6 protein-coding genes and 3 pseudogenes are annotated in these 25,143 nt (G+C 59.6%); 3 read left to right on the top strand and 6 right to left on the bottom strand.

All coding sequences use genetic code 11. From position 1 onward, the window contains the following. Nucleotides 1-16 precede the first annotated feature (16 nt). From G6N80_RS02685 to G6N80_RS02665, 5 genes are read right to left on the bottom strand one after another with little or no spacing between them, the layout of a single operon-like run. A complete protein-coding gene (locus G6N80_RS02685; protein WP_165131077.1) occupies nucleotides 17-817 on the bottom strand; it encodes a thioesterase II family protein in 801 nt (266 codons plus the stop codon). Next, nucleotides 817-2,448 (bottom strand): alpha/beta fold hydrolase, encoded by a 1,632-nt coding sequence (locus G6N80_RS02680; protein WP_165131075.1) that lies wholly within the window; start codon nucleotides 2,446-2,448, stop codon nucleotides 817-819. Before G6N80_RS02680 ends, G6N80_RS02685 begins: the two co-directional genes overlap by 1 nt. Further along, the gene (locus tag G6N80_RS02675; protein WP_062556644.1) at nucleotides 2,432-3,565 is read right to left on the bottom strand and encodes a Gfo/Idh/MocA family oxidoreductase; all 1,134 of its coding nucleotides are present in this window, start codon (nucleotides 3,563-3,565) and stop codon (nucleotides 2,432-2,434) included. The genes G6N80_RS02680 and G6N80_RS02675 overlap by 17 nt, the downstream gene beginning before the upstream one ends. Then, a complete protein-coding gene (locus G6N80_RS02670) occupies nucleotides 3,558-10,184 on the bottom strand; it encodes an SDR family NAD(P)-dependent oxidoreductase (RefSeq protein WP_165131073.1) in 6,627 nt (2,208 codons plus the stop codon). The genes G6N80_RS02675 and G6N80_RS02670 overlap by 8 nt, the downstream gene beginning before the upstream one ends. Before the next feature lie 32 nt (nucleotides 10,185-10,216). Beyond that, nucleotides 10,217-22,696 (bottom strand): non-ribosomal peptide synthetase/type I polyketide synthase, encoded by a 12,480-nt coding sequence (locus tag G6N80_RS02665; protein ID WP_165131071.1) that lies wholly within the window; start codon nucleotides 22,694-22,696, stop codon nucleotides 10,217-10,219. Between the two features lie 210 nt (nucleotides 22,697-22,906). On the opposite strand from G6N80_RS02665, the gene G6N80_RS02660 reads away from it, so the two are divergent. Then, nucleotides 22,907-23,902, top strand: a complete 996-nt coding sequence (locus G6N80_RS02660) for a helix-turn-helix transcriptional regulator (RefSeq protein ID WP_062556647.1) — start codon at nucleotides 22,907-22,909, stop codon at nucleotides 23,900-23,902. Between the two features lie 156 nt (nucleotides 23,903-24,058). After that, nucleotides 24,059-24,380, top strand: a pseudogene (locus G6N80_RS02655) (DDE-type integrase/transposase/recombinase); the annotation flags it as partial. A 20-nt stretch (nucleotides 24,381-24,400) separates the two neighbouring features. Here the strand turns inward: G6N80_RS02655 and G6N80_RS02650 are convergent. After that, nucleotides 24,401-24,640, bottom strand: a pseudogene (locus tag G6N80_RS02650) (type II toxin-antitoxin system Phd/YefM family antitoxin); the annotation flags it as partial. A 123-nt stretch (nucleotides 24,641-24,763) separates the two neighbouring features. Between G6N80_RS02650 and G6N80_RS23285 the strand changes: the two are divergent. Continuing rightward, nucleotides 24,764-25,129: pseudogene (locus tag G6N80_RS23285) on the top strand (integrase); the annotation flags it as partial. Nucleotides 25,130-25,143 lie beyond the last annotated feature (14 nt).

The raw sequence follows: 25,143 nt of genomic DNA, 5'->3' as shown, positions 1-25,143 counted from the left end.
CGATCCGGGCCAATTTTCATATTGTGCCACCCACCGGGAGCGACGGAGCAGCACGCGGCAGAAAGCGGACTATGTCGCCCAGCAACTGACGCAGATTGGCGGGCTCATTGAGATAGAAATGGTCGCCGGCGTAGGTTTTGGATTCGAAAAGCCCGGCCGCGATTTCTCCCCAAGCCAGTATGTCCGCGTCGGACACTTCGCGATCGGCGCTTCCACGCAGGGCAAACACCGGACTGAGAATCTTCATGTCGCGGGCGTAACGATAGGTTTCCGTCAGCTGAAAATCGGCACGTATCATGGGAAGGAAGAGTTGCAGCAATTCCTCATTCGCAAGCACTTCTTCCTGCGTGCCTCCCAGACCTCGCAGTTCCTCCGTCAGTGCGCGATCGTTCATCTGGTGACGCCAGGGTTGAGGAGTCGGCAGATGAGGCGCGCGGCGCGCCGAAACGATCAGGGCCTGCGGCTGGCGATTGATTGTCTGAAGATGACGCGCTGCCTCGAACGCCAGCAGCGAGCCTAGGCTGTGCCCGAACAGTACGACATTCGCATAGAGATCTGCCAGTTTTGTCAGAACTGGTGCAAACCCGGCCAGCAGATCCTCGACGTTTGATTGAGGTGGGTCACGAAAGCGGCTGCCACGACCGGGCATCTCCATCCTGTAGACATCAATGCCCCTCAGCGCGTCGTGGTCAGGCCAGCTGCGAAAGAAGTTTGCCCCTCCCCCCGCATGATGAAAAAGCACCATGCAGGTTTGAGCACGGGCGTGATTTGCCACACCATAGGGCAACCATGGCGAAGACAAGGATGAATGTTGCATCACAAGCCTTCCTTGAAACCCATGGCATCAAGCTGTGCCTCAACAGCCTTGCGGATGACGAGAGCAACCTTCTCGCCTTCGTCACGTGCCAGAAAATGTCCGCCTTCAAGCCTCACATGGTCAAAGGCAGCAGAGGTACGCCCTCTCCAGGATTCAACGACCTCGCGCGAAACGAGTTCGTCCTCGCTGGCCGAAATTGCAAGAATGGGAGCGCGGATAACCGCCTCGCTCCAATACCCTGCGGCCATGGCAATATCGCCTTCCATTGCGGATTTGAGGGTGCCGAGCATTTCAACGTTGGTAAGAACGGATTGCGGCGTTCCGCCCAGAATCCGTAGCCTCGTTTCAATATCGTTGCCGCCGAAGAAGCTGGCGATATCCGGCAGCTTTTCGTGAGGACCGGGGCACACGCCCGTCACCACAAGCTGCGGTATTCTGTAGCCCTTCTCTTCAATGCGACGGGCAAGTTCGAACGCAACCTTGCTACCCAAGCTCCAACCGGCAAGCACCAGTGGACGATCCAGATAAGGCGTGACGAGTGGCAGGATGTCTTCCACCGCCTCGGCAAGAGACGTGAAGGGCGGTTCACCGATACGACTTTCCCGACCGGGCAATTGTACGGGAGAAAACTGCCAGTCCGGCGCGAAAACATGACGCCAGCCCTTGAATGCGGAAGCACCGGCAACTGCATGGGGAAAAGCGAGGATGTTCACTTTGGCGGTGCGCCTGGGTGCGCCGAAGGGAAACCATTTCGAGCGTTTTTCCGCCAGATCGCGACCTTCAGCGATGAGGACTTCGATATCGTGGCTGCGCGTGTTCAATCGAGCGCGGTCCATCACGTGCGCCCGCTCGCCGGTTTTTTGCCATCGCGTCAGCAGATAAACGATTTCACCCCGATCGAGGCAGTTCCACATGGCAGAGCCAGGGGCCGCGAAATAATCTCTCAACTCTTTCATGTCCGGCTGTGTTGCCAGACGATCGAGTAGACTGGAGGGCATGAGTTCACGCGCGCGGCAGACCTGTGCCGTCACATCTCGGAAGCTCTCGCATGTGAAGCCCATGTCCTCCATGGTCTGCCGGAAGTTAGCTACCATGTGCCTTGGCCAAAGATCGCCATGCAGGAATATGCCGTCGGGAGCGAGGGCGCGATGGACATGGCCGAGAAAGGCCGCCATATCGGGATAGGCCCCAGAGGATTCCAGATTGAAGATTACATCCTGGCTGTTGTCCGGAAACGGCAAATCGCAGGCATCGCCCACCTGCAATCGCACGCGCCTGCCATCAAGGAGCTCCCGCGCGGCGGCAATGTTATCTGCGCTAAGGTCAATGCCTGTGAGGGAGAGCGGCCTATGACGACGGGAAATGAACGCGAGCGCACCGCCACGACCGCATCCGATATCGGCAAACCTCAGCCCGTCGAGCAGCGATGGACCGATCAGTTCTGACACCAGCCGCTCGAAGGGTGCATTGGAGCCTGCGGCAGGCTCCGGACCTGGCACCTCATCTGGCAGACCCTCGACAGGCGCATACCCCCAGTTCAGGAACGCTGCCTGCCGGTCTATGCCAACCCTGGAAAAGGCATCCGCGAGCGTTAGATAGGCGCTACGGTTGCGTTCAATCGACGCATTCATCGGTATTTCTTCTTTCTTCTGCAAATTTAATGGGGTTCGGTCGGGGCGGCGGTGGGGGAGGCAAGGACTTTTCCCTGGCATTTCCCGCCAGCCGCAGGATGCTGACCCAAGCCTGCCCCAGTGCAGCGAGATAGCCATCGGTCTGCCAAGGCACGCTGTCTGGAACCGCTATGGCTTGCCGAAGTTCGTCCAAGGCCCTCAGAATGGCTGCGGGAAACTGCTCATGCACCACCTCCCAGAACGGTGCCCCGCGTGGAGATCCAAAAATCTGCGCACTTGGCTGGGTAAAATAATGGCTTTTCACAAAGCCATCCGGGGCCAAGAGATAGGAACTTCCCACGCCATCCTTGCGGTAATCCGGCGCATAAAGAGAATGGGTCCAGATCGCCGGACCGAAACTGTTCACCAGATTGATGACGCCTTCCGGCCAACCAATGGCCATGCGGTGCATGACAAGGGAATGATGATCCGGGTCGGAAGGATCGAGGTAGGATTGCAGCAGGAGATTGAAGGGGACTTCTGCCGCACTGCCCTGAAAACTCTGGAAGGGCATCCCGTTCTCTGCAAAGGATTTCTCGCAGCGAAAAGCCTCAAGGCCGCCGATGGCACGTCCCAGAATATCCAGCGTGGAGTAGAGAAGCTGGGGACTTGTCGTCATTTCTGCAAAGGCTGCAGGTTCGCTATGTCTGGCCGCAGCCGCATAGTCGATCGCGTGCCGCACGGCGGGCAAATGGGGGTAGAAGGAATTCACGTGATAGCGCAGTCCCCGCTCTGCTGCGAGACGGCGCACGGATACGACTTCGCCCGGATGAACCGGATGCTCCTGCAAGACATGAATGCCACGCTTGATCAGCGCCGTAGCCAGCCTTGTTCCCTCCCCTCCGAAAAGCGTGGTCCGCACCACGACGCAGGCCAGGTCGATCTCTCCCTCCGGCAGATCCTCCACGCGGTGGTAAAGTGGCACGCCAAGATGCGCAGCGAGCGCGCTGGAGCGCTGGCTGCCGCGCGCCACGATGCCGCGCAGGCGGTAGGCGTTCGAAGCCTTGGCAAGGGCCGCGAGGTAATGCTCGCCAAAGCAGGTGCCGACAACCACGACATTCAGGTTTCGCTCAGCCATGAAGCGTCTCCAGCCACTGGCGAAGTCCGATCGCGGCGCCCTCCAATTCCGGTGTGAGTGACCAGCCGGAGATTGGTCGAGCCCAGTCGTCGGCTCCGCCCCGCAGGACTTCCGAGAAAGTCGCAAGGATCGAAGCACCGAGTCCGGCCGGGAACAGACCCTCTATCTCGTCGAGATTGAACAGTAGCTCCCGCTCTTCTTCGAGCACTTGAAAATGCAGCGCGGTCTGTGGTTGGGCAGCATATTCATAGGTCGGCATGCCCAGAACCGGATCGGCGCTTTCCGGCAACGCATAGCTCTGGCGGACACCCAGCAGCGATGTGAAGACGACTGGCAGCGCCAGATTGGGAATATCCGCGTATTCGCCGTCAAGCCGCTCGGACATCGCCCAAATGCTGTTTGCAAGCTCAAGCGACAACCCCTCTCGGATCGCCGATGCCGTGCGCACCATGACCTGCATGAAACTTGGATCATCCGAGAAATCGAAGGAAACGGGCATGATTGCAGTTGCCTCGCACACAATGTTGATGACCTCGGCATGAACCGGCTTACGGTCGCTATAGGCCAGCTGCAACGTGAACCGGGATCTGCCGCCGAGATAAGGGACCAGCGCGACGGCAAAGGCCGAAATCGCAAGCACCGTGCCGGAGAAGTCATCCCGCGCAGCAAGATCGCGCGCCTTCAGCCATACATCGCGGCTCAGGGCCTGGCGGGTAATCGCGAAGCGAAGCTGCGGCAGGCTTTCGGGACTTTGCAGCAGCGGCAGATCCGGCGGGCCCGGCAGCTTGCGTCCCTCTTCACGCCATTTGGCACGGTCAATCTCCGCAGCGCCGGTTGCGTCCATGATGTCAACGGCGCGCATGTAATCCGCGCCCGAAAATGAAAGTTCCGGCAGAGCCCGCTCTGACTGGAGCATCCGGCGACCGATCTCGCGCAGCATCACCTGGAAGCTTTCGATGTCGATGAGGGTGGTATCGATGTCGAAATGCAGGCGCAGACGCCCTTCCGGCAGAAGCGAGGCACGCCATTCGAAATGTGGCCAGCGGGACAGGTCGAACATCTGATGGCTCATGCGCTCACGTGTGGCCAGAAGCTGACGGTCCACGTCCGCGGGACCACCCGCGCGATAATCGTCCCGGGCAATGCCGCTTTCCGGAACACGGGAATGTACCCGCGCGCGACCATCACCACCTACAGTCATGCGCAGCGCCGCATGACGTTTCACGAACTCGTTCCATGCCCTTTCAAAGGCATCGAGATCAAAGTCTCCCAGAGTCTTGTCATACTCGACATACAGATGGCGGGCGGTTCCCCCCAGAGGCCGATCCTTGTCACGCCCCCGCCACCAGCTGCGTTGCAGGGACGACAAAGCTACTGTTTCACCGGCGGCCATAGCACGAGGACGCAGGTCACCATTCTCCAGCAGGAGACCGGATTGCTGGCCAGCCGCTTCTGCCAGAACACGGCGAACAGGGTTTATCTGCGCTTCTTCGTGACCAAGCTGCGCATCAATTACTGTGATCAAGGCACCGACCGTATCGAATGAAACGGCCGTTTCACCGGAAAGGCGGATACCGAAATTTGAAGCGATGCGCTCACGTAGGTCGAGGAAAAGCAGAGAGTCCAGACCGAGTTCCAGCAGCTTGCGGTCCGGCAATATCTGCTCTGGCGCAATGGACAACAGTTCGGACAGATGAGCCCGGACAATCGTCGCTGCATCAACACCGGCACCACGGCGATCCTCTCTCGCATCCACGAGATAGGCGGCAAGCTTTTGCAGAGTTCCGTTCTGCCGCAGGGTGTCGGCGGGGATGTCGATTGCGAACTGTGTTTTGATGGACTGGGTCAGTTCCAGCATCATCAGCGAGTCCAGGCCCAGTTGCAGCAGGTCCGCATCCGCCGCGATGGCCCCCTCTTCAAGCGCCAGAAGTTGTGCGAGCATCCGACGCAGCCAGACTTCTTCATCGCCTTCTTCCCTGCCTGGCAGGAGGGGGGCAGGGAGTTCCGGCGCGCAGACCGCAAGCGATGGCGGAATTTTCTCGCCCGCAGCAGACAGTTTGGGCCAATCGATTTTCGCCGGCATCAGGACCGCGTCTGACTGGAACAGGGCCTGCCGCAGCAGCGCAAGGCCTTCATCCTCATCAAGGCCCAGCATGCCCTGATCGGCAAAGAGGCGGGCGAGATCATTGCGCTCTGCGCGACCGTCGTCCCAATATCCCAAGGCCAGCGCCTGAACCGGCCAACCGGCGGAGCGTGCTTGGTCAGCCAGTCCCTCCAGAATTGCGTTGGCTGTCGCATGGGCCGTTTGCCCGTGTTGCCCGAACACGGTTGCTGCGGAAGACGCGAAGACCAGACTGCCAGGCTTTAGGCGTTCCAGCCAATCCAGCAGGGTTTGTGCAGCCGGAACCTTGGGCGCAAACACGCGCTGCAACAAAGCCGCATCCGTCTGCACCAGTGGCGCGTCTTCCAGATGCCCGGCAAAATGGAAGATCGACGAAATGGCCCGCCCCTCATTCACCGCCGCCTGCAGAACCCGTTCCAGTGATGAGCGGTCGCCAAGATCCACGTCGTCCCACAGTGTTACCTGCACCCCGCAAGCTTCCAGTCCGGCAAGCCGAACCCGCTCGGCGGGTGTTGGTTTTCGCCGTGCAACGAGCCAGATGTCTTTGATGCCTTCGCGAGCAAGCCATTCCGCTGTCGTCAGCGCCAACGGAGAAAGACCGCCCGTCAGGATGCTCAAGCCATGCGCGGATTTTACAACCGGTGACACTCCTGTTTCCATCGGCTGAAGACGCGGCACGAAAAGGCGGCCACGGCGCATCGCAAGGATATCCTCATCCGCTCCAGCAAGCGGCAAGTGCTCGATCGGTTGCGCGTGATCAATATCGAGCCATCTCAGATCAAACTGGGAAAGCTCCCGCTTTGCAACGCGAACTAGGCCGCGCAAGCCGCCCAAGAAACCGGATGATGGCCGGTCCCACGGAGTGGCGGCGAGAGCGCCCTGCGTCAGGATTACAAGCGCCGCATCGATTTTCTGCATGGCCTGAAGGGTCTGTAGCACACGCGCATACAGGCGCACCGGGTCTTGGCTTTGCGTAGAGCGCAAATCCAGCGCCAGCACATCGCCGGAGCCGATCGCGGTTGGAATTTCCCAATCCTCTGACCTCGCATCCGCGGTGGTGGAACCTGCGGACGCAACCGGATTGAGCTTTCCCTTCGGCGCAATCAAATGCGTGATACGTCGTCTCTGATACGGACCTGTGGCAGGCTCCCATTCCCAGCGATAGAGAAGCGGTCGCGGCTTTTCCGCATCGACGGACCGCAGGTTCTCGATCCAGAGGCAAGGCCAGCCTTCCGAGTCTACGACAGTGATATCGTAGCCGCCACCCTCATTTTCTCGCGCAGTCCATCTTCCCCGGAACTGCAGGTCTTGCGTGCCACTGATGGCGGATGCGACAAACCGGGGTGCCTGGGTTCGCGCTCCCAGTACCTGATGCAGCAGATCGCTGAGGCCTGAGACCTCTGCAATCTCGCCCTGTTCGGGAAGAAGTGGCATTGGCCGCATGCGCTGTGCCGTTTGAGCTATACTGATCAGTGGTGGCGCGGACGCGACATCTTCGCGAAGAACAAGCTCACCCTGCTCCAGCGCCCAATTGCTGGCACCAGACAGGGCTCGCGGGCGGAAGGTTACTCCCTCATGCCGCCAGAAGCCGCGACCAGAGCGGGAAGCCAAGGCTTCGACAAGACCTGCAAGCGTAGCCGTCTCGAAGCGTTGGCCCGTCACGGATGGTGCATCTGTCTTTGGCTCCCGCGCCTCTCCATTGAGCGCGAGGATGATGTTTTCGCCAATCCTTGCCGGTGCCTGATCTGCGGTGGGGTAAGCGGTCCAGTCCGAAAAGCCGCTTTGCGTCAGAAAATCGCCCCAGATCGCCAGCGGAGGAAAGAGTTCGCCCCCTCGCTCCCTTATATCGGAGAGAACTGGCACCAGCGGCCCGAAGATGAAATCGAATACCGGCTTGGGCGTCGAAATTTCACGCAGCACAAGCAGACCACCAGGTGCAAGCAGCTGGCGCGCACGCGCGAGAACCTGCGTCAGATCGCGCCCGTTATGCAGCACGTTGGCGGCAATCACGAGGTCGTATCCGCCTTCAGAATGCCCTTGATCGGCGGGGTCGCGCTCTATGTCAAAGGTCGCATAGCGCAGGAAAGAATAGTTTGAAAACTTCACCTTCGCACGGCTGAGGAAAAGCGGCCCAAGATCGGTAAACATATAGGTCGTGCGATGAGCCGGAAGGATAGGCAGAACGGAACTGGTGGTTCCGCCGGTTCCCGCGCCAATCTCGAAAACGCGGATCGGACGATCCGCAGGAAGGCCATCGACAAAGGCCTGAACGGCATCACGCGCCAGGCTATTGAGGAAAATTGAATCGCGCTGGCGTTCGTACATCTCCTCCGCATCGTCTGTTTCGGCAGAGGGAAAGACGATCGAGACCGGATCGGCCTCACCTTTCAGCATGTCGGCCAGTCTCGGTCCCACGCGCGCTGCCATATTCGTCAGCCGTTGATATCCGCGCGCTGCCATATCCGACAGAATGGGATGCGTGTCTTCCAGAGGCCTCACAATCAATCGAGCGAAGGTCTCGCCCTCCTGCATCAACGCTCCTTCTTTCACGAGGTCGCGAAGCAGCCTTTGCGTCAGCTGGCGGTAAGCGGGCAGTATGCCGCCGAGCTCCATGACCTGTTCAAGCGAAAGTGGCGCGGAATCCGCGAAAAGCCCCAGACTGTGCATGGCATGGGCCGTGTAAATGGCATGCAGCGCCGCAGAGGCGGAGGCTTCTGTCTCGAGTGCAGACCAGTCATGCTCCGCGGCGCGTTCGACTGTCGCCTTCTGCATGTGGTGGTTCAGCAAGTCCCAGCTATTGGTGGGCGGCTTGTCTTTCGCCTGCCGTTCACCCTGCAGGGTGCACACCGGCGCAAAGGCTCGCCGTCTTGGCGGGTTCGTGTCCGGAAAGGGGCGATCCTCGATGGCTGATCTGCCCTGATCCACGAAATCGTGAAGTTGGCGTGCCAGTGCCGCTGCATCATTGCCCACGACATCGATACGGTGAGGCATCAGGGTTCGATGGTGGTCGAGCGTGGCCGCATAGGCTTCGAGTTCACCATCAAACTGACCATCGAGCAGCGCTTCGGCATGCACAAGCGCCAGCGCGCGCAAAGAAGCAGGATCGCGAGCCGACATACTCATCCGGACCGGTCCCTGTCTGTCCGGGACAGGTGCCCGCAGCCTTGGCGGCAAGGCCTCGACGATGACGTGGCAATTGGTGCCACCGATACCGAAGGAACTGACACCGGCAACACGTTCGTCACTTTCCCAGCGGCTCAAGGACTGCGGCACGGTGAACGGCGTCGAAGCCAGTTCCAGCGCCGGATTGGGGGACTGGAAATTCACGCAAGGTGGAATTAGCCCGGTCTTGACCGCGAAAGCTGCCTTCAAAAGACTGGCAACGCCGGCTGCCGTATCAAGATGGCCGGTATTTGCCTTGAGCGAACCAAGCGCGCAGGGCTGCGTCCGTTCGTTGCCGGATGCGCGGAAAGCCTCGGCCAGCGCCTGCACCTCAATGGGATCGCCAAGCGGGGTTGCCGTCCCATGCGCCTCGATAAAGCCGATCCTTTCTGCGCAGACGTCCGAAAGCGCCATGGCTTCCTCGATGACGGCCTTCTGGCCAGCAAAGGAGGGCGCAGTGAAACCGGCCTTGCCGGTACCGTCATTATTGACAGCCGAGCCACGAATGACGGCAAGCACACCGTCTCCATCCTCCAGCGCACGCCGCAACGGCTTCAGCAGAACAACTGCAACACCGTTTCCAATGAAGGTGCCGGAGGCGTCGGCATCAAAGGGGCGGCAACGTCCATCAGGTGAAAAGATCATGCCAGGCTGGTGAAAATAGCCGGCAGCCATGGGGAAGGTCAGGGCAGCACCGCCAGCAAGCGCCATGTCGCATTCGCCGCTGCGCAACTGTTCACACGCCATGTGCACCGCCACAAGCGAGCTGGAGCAAGCGGTCTGTACCGTCAATGCCGGTCCTGTCAGCCCCATCTTGTAGGCAACGCGCGTTGCAAGATAATCCTTGTCATTGCCGATCAGACGCTGGAATGTTCGTGAAAGGCCCGCCTGCAAGACAGTGTCGCGACTGGCGAGATAATGCGTGCTCATGCGCGCAGCACCGAACACGCCCACTCGCTGCCCCGAATGGATGCCCGCAGGGCCGGCCATTTCCAGCGCTTCCCAGGCACAGGTCAGAAACAGCCGCTGCTGGGGGTCAATTGTCGCGGCTTCGGCTGGAGAATAGCCGAACCAATCCGCATCGAAATGCTCGGCACCATCGACGATGCTGGCTACTGGCACGAAATCGGGGCGCTGCAGCAGCGCCGGATCAAGTCCCTCACGGATCAGATCGTCCCGTGTCACCCGCCGGGAAAGGAGCTCGCCATCGGCAATCCGCCGCCAGAAAGTGAAGGGATCCTTCGCTCCCATGAAGCGGCAACCGGCTCCGATGATGGCGACGGGCTGCACATCGCCGTAAATTTCAGAAAACAGACCATTGTCGAAAGAACGCATCGTCCTGTCCAATTCAGTCAAGAGCGTGGAATTTATCGAGCGTCCGGGCGACGGCGCTGCGCATTCAATTGGCGTGCGGCTCGGCGATGCCGCATTGTCAGGTCGCCCTCATCCGGTTTTGGAGACGCGTTGGGAGAGAGATATCCTGCCAATGCGCGAATGCTGGCGTGGGAGAACAGTGCCACCACCGGGAAATCTCGTTCCAGCGCCTGCCGCAACTTTTGGTGCAACCTGATCAAGGTCAGCGACGTCGCGCCAAGCTCGAAAAAATTGCGTTCCGGGTCCAGGGTGCCAAGTCCTGGTTCGGCACCCAGCAGCTGCGTGATGAACTGCTCCAGAGCAAGATCGGCTTCCTGCTCTGTCATGACGGGTGCGCCCTCTGTCATGACGGGTGCGTCAGCGCTGACCTGCGGGGCAACGGCAGCCGGCACAGGTTGCCTGCCGCTGACCGGCGGCAGCAGTTCCTGCCAAGTTGTGTCGTCGGCTGAAAGGCGTTCCAGCATTTCGCAGTAAAGCGAAAAGACGCCGCCGATCCATTGAGCGTCGAACAATTCCTCAACATAATCCCAGTTGAACACCAGCTCGCCATTACGCTCGACGACCTGATGGTCGATCCAGACCTGCGGTGTCTGGGTAATGCCGCCGGTAAAGCGACCCAGCCAATCCGTCGTCGTGCCATCAGAGGCAGTGTTATCGACGCCGACCCCGCTGGTGAACACGACCGGCACGGCCAGAGCCTGTGCATTGCCGCCGCGCCGCGCCGCCTCGCGCATCACCCGCACGGCAGAGACCTGCGCATGCTCAAGATCCGACATCAACCGGTGCTGAAGCGCCTGTGCCACGTCCTTGAAGCTGCCGCCTGTGCGCGCATCGAAGGGCACCAGCAAAAGAGAGGTGAAATCGCCGACCAGAAGATCGATCTGCGGATGAATGTCTTCGCGCCGGAAAAGCGTCAGATTGAGGCTGAAGAAGTTTCCGCCGCCTGCCTGCCGCAGACTTGCGGCATAGGCTGCCAGCAGCGCGGCATTTGCCGATAGTCCGTTATGGGCAGCCCGCGCCCTGAAGCGCTCCCATCGATCAACCTCCAGCCTTGCCTCCAACCGGCAAAAGCGCGGCGGAGTTAGCGTTTCAGGTGAGCGGACCAATGGCAGGCTCGGACCGGCGGGAAGGTCAGCCAGCCGCTCGACCCAGTATTCGAGGCTGGTGGCAAAGGCTGGCGTGTTCTCCTGCTTCTGCCGATGCAGCACGACATCGCGGAAGGACAGTTCCAGCGCGGGCAGCACCGCATTTCGGTTGCGCGCAAGCGCTGCCCATTCCGAGAGCAGCATCACCATGCTGCGGCCGTCGCAGATCAGGTTGTCCAGGCTGATCAGCAAGCGGACGCTACCGGGAAGCTGTGCCGCTCTGATGTCGAAGAGCGGCCATTGCGCTGTATCGTAGACGCGATGGCTCATGTCGCGGCGCTGGCGTCTCAGCCACATATCCAGTGCCTGTTCATCGCCATCCGGGATATCGCAGGTCATGAAGGAAAACACCGGAACACTTGGAAGAATGCGTTGTGCACCATCACCCTCGATCACTGCGCGCAGCATGCCGTGGCGTTGAACCAGCTTGTTCCAGGCCCAGTTCAACGCCTCGAGGGAATGCTCCGTCACGTCGATTTCCGCAAACAGATGCGTAGAGACACCTCCCAGGGGAAACAGCGGCTGGCGGCCGATGAAATAGGCCTGCTGTACATCAGTCATCGGGAAGGGCTTGAACTGATCGTGCAGATTTACCGTCAGTGCGGGAGTTTCAGCCCTAACGCTCCTGTCTGTCATCATATCGATGTGGGCGGCCAGCGCCTTTAGCTCCTGTAAGGAGAAGATGTCGCGCAGCGCCACCTTGCGGCCAAGCACCGAACGGATACGCTCCGCCATGCGAACCGCAATCAGACTATCACCACCGGCGGCGAAGAAGTTCGCATCACGGCCGATATCCTTGCGACCCAGCAGCTCCGACCATATCGAGGCCAGATCCCGCTCGGTCTGTGTGGCAAGGGCAGCAAGGCCCATTTCCACTTTCCTGTCGTCATTCGGCATCGGTAGACGCTTGCGGTCCACCTTGCCATTGGCAGAAAGCGGCAGGCTCTTGAGCGGCATGAACTGACGCGGCACCATATAGCCCGGCACCATGCCTTCGAGATATCGCGACACCCGCTCCGGCTGAAATCTGGCCACTGACGCACTGTTGCGTGCAATCAGGACCTGGAGGTCGCCGTTCATGCCCGGATCGACTGCGCGGGCAGCCGCAAAGCCGGCAGCCTCCAAATGTACGCACCATTCCGCGCCACTTAACAGCGGCTGGCGACGATCGCTTCTAAGATCGGCAAGCGCACCGAAGCCGCGTTCGATCAATGCAGCAGTGACATCGATCATCGGACCGTTGGTGGTCAGTTCAACGGCGATCAGATGGCCGCCGGGCACCAGCAGGTGTCGGCAATTTGAGAGCAGGTGATCAATATTCTGGCCGCGATGCAGAGAGTTGAAGGCGACAATGACGTCGAACCGGTATTCAAGGGCTGATGGCGGCTCTGTCGACGGGTCAAGCACCTGCCAATCGATGCGGGGATCATCAAGCCCATCGGCGCGCGCCTCATCCAGCAGCAGCGGCGAAGGATCCGAGATGGTGACATTTGCCACTTCGGCATCAACCATCGCCAACCAATCGCGGGTGGCAGCGCCGCTACGCGCCCCGATCTCCAGGATGTTCAGCTTACGTCCGGCGGCATCCGCCATGGTCTGGATCACACTGCCAATGGCCGTGTGTGTGGCAATGGCACAGGGGTGCTGGCGCGCCAGTTTCTCAGGGCTGAGAAGGCCCTGGCGGTCATAGAAGACCTCCAGCGGATCGGTCTCGCCGCGTATCACCTCGAGCAATCGAGGCGCAATTTCCTCCAGCTTGACTACAAGGGCTTCGGATATGCCAAGCGACAGGCCGCGTGCCTGCAAAGCCTGCCAGGAGGCTGGCTCTAGGAGACCGATCCAGCGACCGTTTTCATGGCGGATCTTGCCGCTCTGCTCCAGCAAAGCCAGCCAACGTAGCAAAAGCCCATGATAATCTGAATGAAGGGCAATCTGTTCGACAATCTCAGGTCGAGAAAGGCTGGCATCGCCTTCGTCGAACAGCCCCGCCGCATGGAAGAATGCCGTAACGCAAGCGGCTGCAACATCCTTCTGCCATTCAGCGAAATCGCTCACAGAAGCGCTTGGGACGATCGGCGCAATGAACCGGTCGGCGGTTTCGCTCAATGTGGCTGCAATTCTCTCAGCCTCTTCGGGAACGGCAACTTCAATGCTGTGAAATGCCGCGTCACCCTCCTCCAGAAGCAGCCAGCCCATCAGCCTGCGACCGGTGTCATCTGAACCGATAACCCCGACAACGGCCTCCCGCACAGCTGGATGAGCGGTCAGAGCAGCCTCGATTTCGCCGAGTTCAATGCGATGGCCGGCAATCTTGACCTGCGTATCGCGTCTACCGAGAAATTCGATTGTGCCGTCAGGCCAATAGCGGGCCAAGTCGCCCGTCCGGTAAAGCCGCTCTCCGTCTGGATGGTGAATAAAGGCGGCATCCGTTCTTTCGGGATCGCTTTCATAGCCGACCGCAAGACCCATTCCCCCAATATAAAGATCACCGATCACCCAGTCCGGCCGATCCCGCAACCGACCGTCCAGAACGCGATAGGACTGGTTCGAAAGCGGATAGCCGTAGGGAATGGAGCGCCAGGCAGGATCGACAGCCTTCACGTCGAACCAGTTTGACCAGATCGATGCCTCCGTTGCGCCTCCCATGGCAATCAGACGCGCCTGTGGCACAGCCTGGCGAAGATTTTCGGGAAGCTTGAGCGGTATCCAGTCGCCCGAAAGCAGCACCAGCCGCAGGCTCGAAAGCTTGCGCGACGCCTCACCCAGCAGCAGATCGCAGACCGCCGGTACCGAGTTCCAGACGGTGACCCCGTGCTCTGCCACGAGTTCAGCCCAATGCTGCGGATCGTGCGTACCCTCCGCATCCGGCAGCACGAGGGCGGCACCTGCGGCAAAGCTGCCGAAGAGATCGTAGACGGAGAGGTCGAAGCCAAGCGCGGAGAAGCCGAATATACGATCCTGCTGCGTCACCTCAAAGCGACGATTGATATCGAGCACCGTATTGCAAGCGCCGCGATGATCGATCAGCACGCCCTTTGGCTGGCCCGTGGAGCCCGACGTATAGATGACATAGGCATGATCGGTCGGCGAGCGGTCCGGCAGGGGCAATGCCGCCCCGCCACCCGCCTGCTCGCCCTCATCCGCGAACAGGATCTTGCCGGAGAATTCCGGCAGACGACCGGCAAGCCGCGCTTGCGTCAGCATGAGGCGGGCATTGCTTGCGGCCGCAATTCGTGCAAAGCGCGGCGAAGGCATGGCGGGATCAATCGGCACATAGACACCGCCCTGGGAGAGGATCGCAAGGCAGGCTGCCGCCTGCTCTGGCCCCTTTTCCATGGCAATGAATACGCGTTCGCCGCGCTCCAGTCCTGCTCCCTTCAGTCTGGACGCCAGACGCAGGGACCAATCCTTCAGCGCTGCATAGGTCCAACGGCCCTTGGCCGTGATCAGTGCGGTCGCATCTGGCAACCGTTCTGCCGTATCAAAGAAAAGCTGATCGAGCAGGCGGAGCGGCAAATCGCTATCGGTAGCATTCACCTGAAGTCGCACGGCCTTCTGTGCTGCGGGGCGCAGATCGCCAACCGGCTGTTCCCAGAGTGCCGTTTCATCGGCAAGTCGTTCAAGAAGCGTCTGGTAGGCCTGGAACATGTCCTCGATCATACCTGCGGGGAACAGGCCCTGGACCACATCCCAGTTGAACACCAGGGCGCCATCCTGTTCGGCGGCCTGATGATCGAGCCACACCTGTGGCGTCTGGGTGATTCCATAGACGTGGCGTCCGAAAACCTCGTTTTCGGAGGTTCCCTTGGTAGGGTCTTGCAGGCCGAGCTGGCTTGTAAACACCACCGGTGCCGTCAACTGGCCGCCATCGGTTCGCCCGCGATTGATGTCGCGGATCACATCCACAGCACTGTAGGAGCGATGTTCAAGCGATTCGAACATACGGCTCTGCACATCGCGCAAACGTTCCCGCAGCGGGTCGGCCCCCGCGCAATCAAGCGCAAGCAAGGTCAGGCAGGTAAAGTCGCCAACAAGGCGAGGAACATCGGCATGCGATGCCAGCCGGTCAAAGATCGTGAGATTGAGCGAGAAGCGCGCCTGGTCGCTCCAGGCGGAAAGCACTTCGCCAAACACACCGATCAGCAGGCCTGCCGGTGTTACTCCCACCGCTTGCGCACGCTCGCGCAATCTTTGCCACCGAGCCGCTTCCAGCCCCGCCTGATGCCGGACAAAGCGCGGATTCTTGATACGTTCCGGTGCCACCGCAAGAGGCAACTGCGGCGCTGGCGGAAGATCGGCCATGCGATCCATCCAGTAGGCGCGATCTCGCTCCCGTTGCGCGCGGGCGGCCTCGGATGGTGCAGCCGTCGACATGACGCAATCGCGGAAGCTGATTTCGAAAGGCTGCAGTCCCGCGGCTTGCGGACTTCCCGATGTGTAAAGCCTTTGCCATTCCTGCCAGATGATCTGGCTGCTCATGGCATCGTTGATCAGCATGTCTATTGAAATGTGCAGCCGGTCGCGCCCGCCGGGCAGACGGGAAATTCGGATGTCGAACATAGGCCATATGCCGGGGTCAAGTACCTGATGAGACAGTTCGTCCCGCGTCTCAAGCAGATGGTAAGCAATCGCGTCTTCATCGGCCCCGGTCAGGTCCTGGGTCGCAAAATGATAGGGCGGCACGTCAGGCAGAATGCGCTGATGACCGGTATCATCGACAATGAGCCTCAGCGCATCGTGACGCTTCACCAGAAGGTTCCAGGCAGTTTCAAGCCGCTCCAGATCCAGTGGGAATTCGGTTTCCGTTTCCAGATAGGCGTGGCATGCAATGTTTCCGAGCACATGTTCGGGATCGCGGCCAATCCAGTAGGCGTATTGCAGGTCTGTCAGCGGGAAAGGCAGATGCCGGTTTTGTACGTCTGCGATAAGTTGTACTTCCGGTTCCGAATTCAGCAATTCGGTCGTCTCACCCACCAGTCTGCACAAATAGGTCGAGAGCTTCCCCGGCGTGGCGTTTTCAAAAACGCCCCTGAGCGGGCAGGTAACACCAAGATCGCGTGATACGATGCGAGCGAAATCCATAACCAGAATGGAATCGAGTCCCAATCCGATCAAGTCGACCGCATCGGAAAGCGAGGATACATCCACTTTCAGCACATGTTGCAGCCGTTCGGTCACGAAGCGGTCGATGATCTCTGCGCGTTCCTGTGCAGAGAGCCGTTTCCAGTCAGGGCGAGCCCCTGTCTCCTGTGTCTGGACGCTGGGGGCGACATGCTCCAGCAGATTGCTGCGGCCAAACGCCCGGTAAAGCGGCGCGAATGCCGACCAGTCAACATCGACCGCCACCCAGTTTCCTGCGGACGTCTTGAGCAGCCGTTCCAGCGTTGCAACGCCGCGCGACGGCTCGAACTTGTTGATGCGCGCACGGCGCAGCAGATCGAGGAGATCGTCCTCCAGATCGGAAAGACCGCCCTTCCCGCCCCAAGGCCCCCAGGCGATGGCAAGACCGGGAAGCCCCTGAGCGCGGCGCATGCGCACCAGCGCATCCTGATAGGCATTGGCGGCACCATAATGGATCTGCAGGCGCGACCCCCAGATCCCTGAAATCGACGAAAACAGGGCAAACGTCGCGAGATCAGGGCGCTCACGCGTCAGTTCGTGCAGAACCCATGCGCCATGGATCTTCGATTGTACGACGGCGCTGAACGCTTCGGCCGTGATGGTTTCCAGCGTATCGAACAAGCCAACGCCTGCGCAATGAAATACGCTGCGCAGCGGCAGGCCGCTCTGGTCTATCCTTTCGAAGACCGCCCGCATGGCGGCGATATCGGAAAGATCGACACGCTCGTAACGAAGATCGACACCAGCGAGGCGGTAGCGCTCGAATGTTGAGCGAGCCAATGCGCCAGGCTCTCCTCGACCGGTCACAACCAGATGGCGCACCCCGGAGGCAACGAGCCAGTCCATGAGATAGCCACCGATTGCGCCCGTTCCGCCGCAAACGAGATGAACCCCATCGCTGGTGAAGCCGTCCGGCATTTCCGTTGCGGCTTGTGCAACGGCGGGCTGGATTCGGGGTGATTGCCAGCCGGTCTTGTCCCTGCGTAACATATCCTGCGCTGCAAACAGCGTATCGAGGCAGGGCAGCAATTCGGCCAATGCTTCGGGTGGTTGCACGTCGGGAGCGATGTCGACAAGCAGCAGACTGATGTCCGGGCATTCTGTAGCCAGCGATCGAACAGCTCCCCAGAAGGCGGATTGCAGGGGATGCACAGTCGCTTCTTCCCCTTGCGCTCCCTGTGTCAGAATCAGCAGGCGCGAGCGACGCTGCGCCTGCTGGCAATCCTTGCAGTAGGAAACCAGAGACCAGAGGGCCGCGTCATCCGGAATACCGCCGCAGGCGAGCGCATCAAGCCAGACGCAAACAGCCTGCTGTTGATCCGCCGTCCCCCCCGGATTCAGATCAGGCGATATATGGGCAGTATCGAAACCGGCCTGTTGCGCCGTTTTCGAAAGCAGAGAAACCGTATCATCGGCGCCGCCAATGAAAATCAGCGGCGGGCGCTCCGCTCCTGCTTCTGGCAAGGTGACCGCATCCCATGAGACTCGGTAGAGCGGGAGCGGCTGGTCGCTATCGCGGTTCGGAGCCGGAAGGCTTCTGTTCACCGATTTTCCTGAAGCATAGTCGAGCCAGTAGGACTTATGAGCGAAAGGATAGAGCGGAAGATCTGCCGGAAGCGCTCGTTCGCCCCGGAAAACGGCCTCGGTATTAAAGGACATCCCCTGTCGGTAAAGCGCGGACAGGTTTCGGCGCACAGCCAGGCCAAGCCGGTCTTCCGGACCGGTACTTGCCAGGAAAAGACCCTCCGTCAGCCCGAGGTTTTGGGCCTCCCGTTGGGTCAGCATCGTCAGAACCGGACGTGGCCCGATTTCGATGAACGTATCGCACCCCCTCGCTATGGCCACCTGCAAGGCATCCGCGTAGCGAACCGGGCGTTCTGCATGTTGCCGCCAGTAAAGCGCGTCTGGCCCCCGATCGAGCACCTGCCCTTCAACGGTGGAAATAACGTCGATGCGCGACCTCTGCGCGTTTGCACTGCCTGCAAGCACCTCGAAAGCATCAAGCATCGGGGTCATCAGCTTGCTATGAAATGCGTGCGATACATGCAGCCGTCGCGCGCTGACGCCGCTGGAGTTGAAAGCCGCCTCTGCCCTTTCGATGGCATCAGCAGAACCGGCCAGCACCACATCTGTGGAACCGTTCACGGCAGCGAGCGAAATGCCGTGACTGTCTGCGTAACGCTGGGCCTCCTGTTCCGGGAGGCGCACAGCGAGCATGGCGCCGGGTTCCGGCAGCCGCTGCATCAGCTTTCCCCGCAGAACCACGATCCGGGCGGCATCTTCCAGCGAAAGCGCGCCGCCGTGAACGAAGGCGGCAAACTCGCCTATCGAGTGGCCGATCATCGCGTCCGGTTCTATGCCGAAGCTGCGCCACAACCTGGCAAGGGCGTACTCGACCGCAAAGATAGCAGGCTGTGCAAATTCGGTATTCCGCAGCAGAGCATCGTCACCATGGAAGACGACTTGGGCAAGAGAGCGGCCAAGGTGGATGGATATCGCCTTGTCGGCGGCATCGAACGCCTCGCGGAATACAGGTTCGCATTCGTAAAGGCTACGGCACATGCCAGGGAATTGTGAGCCCTGCCCTGTAAACAGAAACGCCACCCGCTTCGTTGAGGGCGTGCCGTTTGATGCCACGGCTCGTGTCAACTCTGCGCATAATGCGTTTGCATCTTCACCGACAACGGCAATCCGGTGCTCATGGAAATGTTCACGATGGAATGCCGCACCGTTCGCAAGGGCGTTGGCGTCGGCAGCGGGGACCGAAAGCCGTGCGATATAGTCATCTCGCAAGGTCTCGATCGCATCGCGGCTTCGCGCCGAGAAAGCAAGCAGAGGCGCGGGCATAAGAGATGAAGGCTGTGCCGCGGGCAAAAGATCCGGTGCCTGCTCCAGCAGAATATGGCCGATCGTTCCGGCAAAGCCGAAGGATGTCACACCGGCACGACGCCGCTCGCCTCGTTTGGGCCAGGCCGTGCCGGAGGTTGAGAGAACGGCGGGGATCTGACTGAGATCGATCTGCGGATTGACCTCTTTCAGATGCAGGTGTGGCGGCAGATAACTCACCTGAAGCGCCAGTACTGTCTTGATCAGACCGGCTATTCCGGCTCCTGCTTCCAGATGGCCGATATTGGTCTTGACCGATCCGAGATAGAGCGGATCGTTGTCAGCCCTGCCCGCAAAGACATCTCGCAGCGCCTGATACTCGATGGGATCACCCAGCCGTGTGCCCGTGCCGTGAAGTTCGATGTAATCGACATCCAGATTACTCCAGCCAGCGCGATCCAGCGCACGCTCCAGCATGCGCCGCTGCGCTTGCGCATTGGGAGCAGAAAGGCCCGCACTCGCTCCATCCTGTGCAAGAACACTTTCCCTGATGACCGCTCGGATGGGGTCTCCATCCCGCAGGGCATCGGACAGACGTTTGATCACCACAACGCCGATACCCTCTCCTCGCACATATCCATCGGCGGACGCATCGAAAGTTTTGCATTTGCCGTCCTGCGCCAACATGCTTGCGCGCGACAGAACCAGATCGATCTCCGGTAGCATCTGGAGCTTGACGCCACCGGCTATCGCCATGCCGCACTCGTTCAGTCGCAGGGACTGGCATGCATAATGAACCGCAGCATGCGATGCGGAGCAGGCAGTATCGACGGCCATGCTGGGGCCATGCCAGTCGAAGAAGAAGGAGAGCCTTCCGGCCGCGGCAGCAAACGCGGTGCCCGTTCCATAATAGGGATCGAGATGTGAACGATCACCCGTCGCAAAGGGTATGTGACCGTAATCTCCTGTCCCGATGCCAATGAAGACGCCGGTATCGGTGCCACGAATGTTCGAGGCAACAATGCCTGCATCCTCCAGCGCATGCCAGGTAGCTTCCATCAACAAGCGTTGTTGCGGATCAGTATTGATCGCCTCACGCGCGCCGATGCCGAAGAAGGCTGCATCGAAGCCATCCACGCGTTGCAGGCAAGCACCAAAGCCCGGAATTTCCTGCTCAGGCGCGAAGCGGTCTGCTTTCAGGGGCCGAACGGCGTCGCCCCCTTTCAGCAGCCATTTCCAGAAAAGTTGCGGATCGGCGAAATCTTCGTCGCCGCCGGGAAACAGGCAGGAAAGCCCAATGATCGCAAGCGGCTCCGCGGCAGGCGTTCTGGAAGGCGCATCGCGAATGTTTGGTGTTGGCGACGCATCGTCCCGGCGCATCAACCAATCGACCAGAGCGTCGACATTTGGGTGTTCGAACAGAAGACCTTCGGGCAGGCGCACGTCGAAGCGCCGCTCAAGCTCGGCAATCGCCTGCAGAGCTGCCAGTGAATCAAAGCCGAGTGAGAAAAGGCTCGCCTTCGAATCGATTGACTGCGCTGCTGCCGGTCCGAGAACCTTGCGTACAATCAGCAGAACTTCGGCCTGAAACAGAGCGCGGTGATCCAGGGCCGTTTTTGCCCCTGCTTCCGCCTTGCCCCCCTGCCCGATTGCTTCAGCCAGAACCAGCGAGCGCTCCTGATAGGCCCGGCGCATATCCGCACGGCGAACTTTCCCGCTGGTCGTGCGCTTCAAGGTGCCCTTGCGGATCAGCACCACGTCGTGCAAAGCAATGCCATGCTCGCGCGCGATGACATCCCGAATGACGGCGGTGATGTCAACCGCGTCGAATGTGTCGTTGCGTCGAACTTCCTGTACGATGACGACCTTTTCCGCGACGTCTTCGCCAATGATGGAGAAGGCTGCGGCAGAGCCACCGACAATATTGGGATGCGCACCGGCAAGGCTTGCCTCAAGATCGTTCGGATAATGGCACTGCCCCCGGATGATCATTATGTCTTTCAGACGGCCGGTCACATAAAGATGACCGTCAAGGACGAAACCGAGATCGCCGGTTCTGAGGTATCCGCCGTCTGCCTGATCCGGTTGCGCTGGCCTTGCCTTGAAGGTTTCTGCCGTTGCTTGCGCCTTGTTCCAGTAGCCCCACGCAACATGATCCCCCGCCACCCAGATTTCGCCAACCTCTCCTTCATTGAGGGGCTCCAGACTCTGCGGATCTATGATTCTGACGTCCTGCCCGTCTCGCTCCGCTCCGTTGGACACATAGGTCCGGCTTGAAGCTGCATTCTCCAGCACCTCCACAGCTTTGCCGCCTTCCAGGGCATTGCAATCCACGGCCTGGAAACGAGGCCCGGACATATCGAAAGAGGTCGTAACCAGAAGCGTTGCTTCCGCCAGGCCATAGGCTGGTCGAATTGCCTCCCAGCGCAGCCCGTGAGGGGCAAATGTTTCATAGAAGGCCTTGATCTGCCGGGGCAGCACGGGTTCCGCCGCCGGAACGAAGCTTTCCAGCGCGCTGAGATCGAGATCGCGGCAACGCACGGCATCGTATTTTTCAACGCAGGCATCCATGGCAAAGGCAGGCCCAGGCAGCATGCCCGCTCTTTCCTGTGCGGCAACCTCCAGCCAGTTGAGCGGATCCACCACGAAGGAGCCAGGCGACATCATGATGGCCCGTCCGCCCGCAGCAAGCGGAGCCAGAACACCCATGATCAGGCCCATGTCATGAAAAAGCGGCAACCAACTCGCGACGACCGGGCGTTCTCTCGGCGCAAGCAGGCCTTTGATGAAATCGAGATTACGCATCAGCGGCGCGTGCCCGTTGACGACTCCCTTCGGATCACCAGTGGAGCCGGATGTGTATTGCAGGAAGGCGGTGTCATCCCCGTCCGGCATGTTTCCCCGCCAGTTGCATTCTGCCTGCGGCGGATCAAGGACAACGAGCTTGGCACCGATCTCCTCGCCAAACGTCAAAATGGCAGCTTCTGAATCGCGAAGGACTTCAGCCGACGTGATGATGACCGATGGGCGGCAATCGGCGGCAATCAGCCGGATTTTTTCTATGACGCGTGCCACACGGGCCGTTCCGGGCAGGTTTACAGGCACACCGACCATGCCAGCATACATGCCACCGAGAAGGGCAACCATGTAGTCCAGCCCCGACGGCAGCAATATCAGTGTGCGGTCACGCGGTGAGGCGATTTGCAGCAGACGGGCCGCAAGACCGCGAGCGGTCGCGGAAAGCTGTGTATAGCTCATGGTTTGCGGTGCGGCACCAGCAACAGCACGGTAATCGAGCGCAATATCCTGCCCGCGCAGCCGTGCCCAATACTCTATGCTGGAGACAATTGTCGGGATTTGAGAGCTATGAACAGATGACATGGGCGAACTCCAACGAACATGCAGTGCAAGCCCTGGCAGGGGCGCGGACCACACTTTAAAACCTTGACATTTTCACTCAAGAAATACAGACCGGTGAGCGGAACGCCACCATGATCGGGGCGCTTGTTGTCCTGATCGGGTCAATTTTCTCGTGGGTGCCTCAACGGCCTCAAGACAGTTGTTATTTGAATTCTCGAAAGGAAATGGCAGATGACGCTAAACTTCGAGGAGCGCCTGCTAAAGCAAGCCCAGCTTGAAACCCTGCTGCCGGTACGGCGCGCAAGTCAGGCTGAACTGGCTGACGTGGAGATCGACGGTGATTTCCGTCGTCTGGGTATACGCGATGGTCTGGAAGTCTCGATTTACGATCTGGTTCTCAACGCGCCTTTCAGGCGCAAGGTCGTTTCCGATGCCGGCCTGACAATGGTTTTCCTCACGAACGCGGCTGGAGCAAGCCTGATCAGACCTTGCGCGGGCAACGCTGCCGAAATCCGGCTGGACTATGACGCGCGCACCGCGATCATGATCTACTCTGATCGGGACCTTGGGGGACAATACGACGTTCCGGCGAACACACGCTTTAGCGGCGTGGAAATTCGCGCCACCGACGCGTTTCTTCGACGGCTCGATGTGATCGAGACATTCCGAAATGCGCGAGACAGTCATCCCCTCACCCTGGCCACGAACAAAGCCATCTGGATCGGCCGCTTCCCGATTACGTCCACGATCGAGGCTCTCGTCTCGCATTTAATGACATCAGGCCTTGGACAAAAGCGCGACGATCTATCAATGGAGGCACGTAGTCTTGACCTGCTGACAGCCTCCATATCCGTCATGCGCGAACCGTTGTTCTGCCAGAAAACGAAATTCCTGCGAGACACCAATGCCTTGCTGAAGGCAAAAACCATTCTCTTGCACAATCTGGATAAGGCATGGACGATTCATGATCTTGCCCGACAGGTCGGGCTTAGTGAAAAACGTCTGAAGGAAGGCTTCCGCCAGCAGTTCGGCTTGCCTGTCTACAGCTTCCTCCAGAAGTCGCGGATGGAAGAGGCTCGAGCAATACTGGCGCAGAAGGACAGCACGGTCACAGAGGTCGCGTTGGCCGTTGGCTACGCCAACCCGAGCCGCTTTTCCCAACTCTTCCTGCGCCAGTACGGCATGACGCCTTCTGTATTCAAGCTGCAGGGCCATACTGCCCGATGAACTGGCCGTGGAGGATGCCGGTGTCTGATCTACGGTGGCTTTGATGATGTAGACGCCAGCGGGCTCTGTTGCAAAAACTCGATTGAAGGGCGAAAGAGCGCTGACAGTTTTCTGCGAGAGTTTTAGGAAGCGATTTTAAGTGGCGCTATTTAAGGCGAGATTATTTCATGGGCGGTTCGCTGGTATTGCCGCTATGGGGTGATACCGCGATCTTGAGCATACGATGGGTGAAAAAGGCGCACCTGTTAGCCATTCGACGATCTATGAATGCGTTCAAAACTATGCGCCAGAGAAAGGCAGCAAAACGATTTCTCGCTAAGGCCCTAAATGGCCTCAAGAATCGGGAGAAGCCAACCATCATCAACACCGACAAGGCACCTACCAACGGCATCGCGATCGCAAAGCTGATGGCGAAGGCAAATGCCCTAAGGAACTGATGCACCCGCAGGTCGAATTTTCGAACGATGTCGTCGAAGCCCGCAGCAGGCTTGGGATGGGCAACTTCGGCAAGCTAGGCACCATTGTCGAAGCTTCGATCGTGGCGAGCTCGTCGTCACTGATAGCTGCCGCCAGATCGATCCGCCGATCTCGCTTGACGAGACGAAGGTAATCTTAGAAGTCCATCAGGCCCGTGCGCGGCCGGCCGTTCTTAGTAGTGATCACCGGCTCACGGACTGCGGCGTCCTGGTAGGTGCCAAAATTCTTCGAAACCGCAGCGGCTGTCACAATCGACGTCATTGCAGATCTTCTTTGTTCCGGAATATACGGGCTTTCTGGAATTTTCCGATCAATCTTATCGACGTGGAGGGTCGCGATAATGCCAAAGTTGACAATAGCCTCGTCAAGCAACACTCCTGTATCGCGCCGGAAGCATTCCTGCTGAAGTTTGTTGCCCATCATCTCAGGGGTCCGGAAAAGCGTCTTACGGATCCGGACCACGGCATGCCGGGTGATTTCGATTCCAGGCTTCGCACTCAAGGTTTTTCCGGTCATCGGGTCCACATGTGCCGGACACGGTGCGTCGGCGACTATGGACCTGATCGACGCTGACAGAGTGGCAAGGACTTGATGGAGCTTTGCCTCTCCTGCGCTCAAGGCCGCCATTCGACTGGCAACAGTGCGACTCCGCGGCCGAGGAAGCGCAAAGGTGTGAAAGCCGCAATCGGACACGTCCTATCTAAACTCGTCTCGATCTGCAGCACAGGCAGTCTGCGCGATATCAGGGAATGAAGGCGAACTGA

This window comes from Rhizobium rhizoryzae (assembly GCF_011046895.1).
In the GTDB taxonomy this organism is placed as follows: Bacteria; Pseudomonadota; Alphaproteobacteria; order Rhizobiales; family Rhizobiaceae; genus Neorhizobium; species Neorhizobium rhizoryzae.
This window is presented reverse-complemented; position numbering and strand designations above follow the sequence as displayed.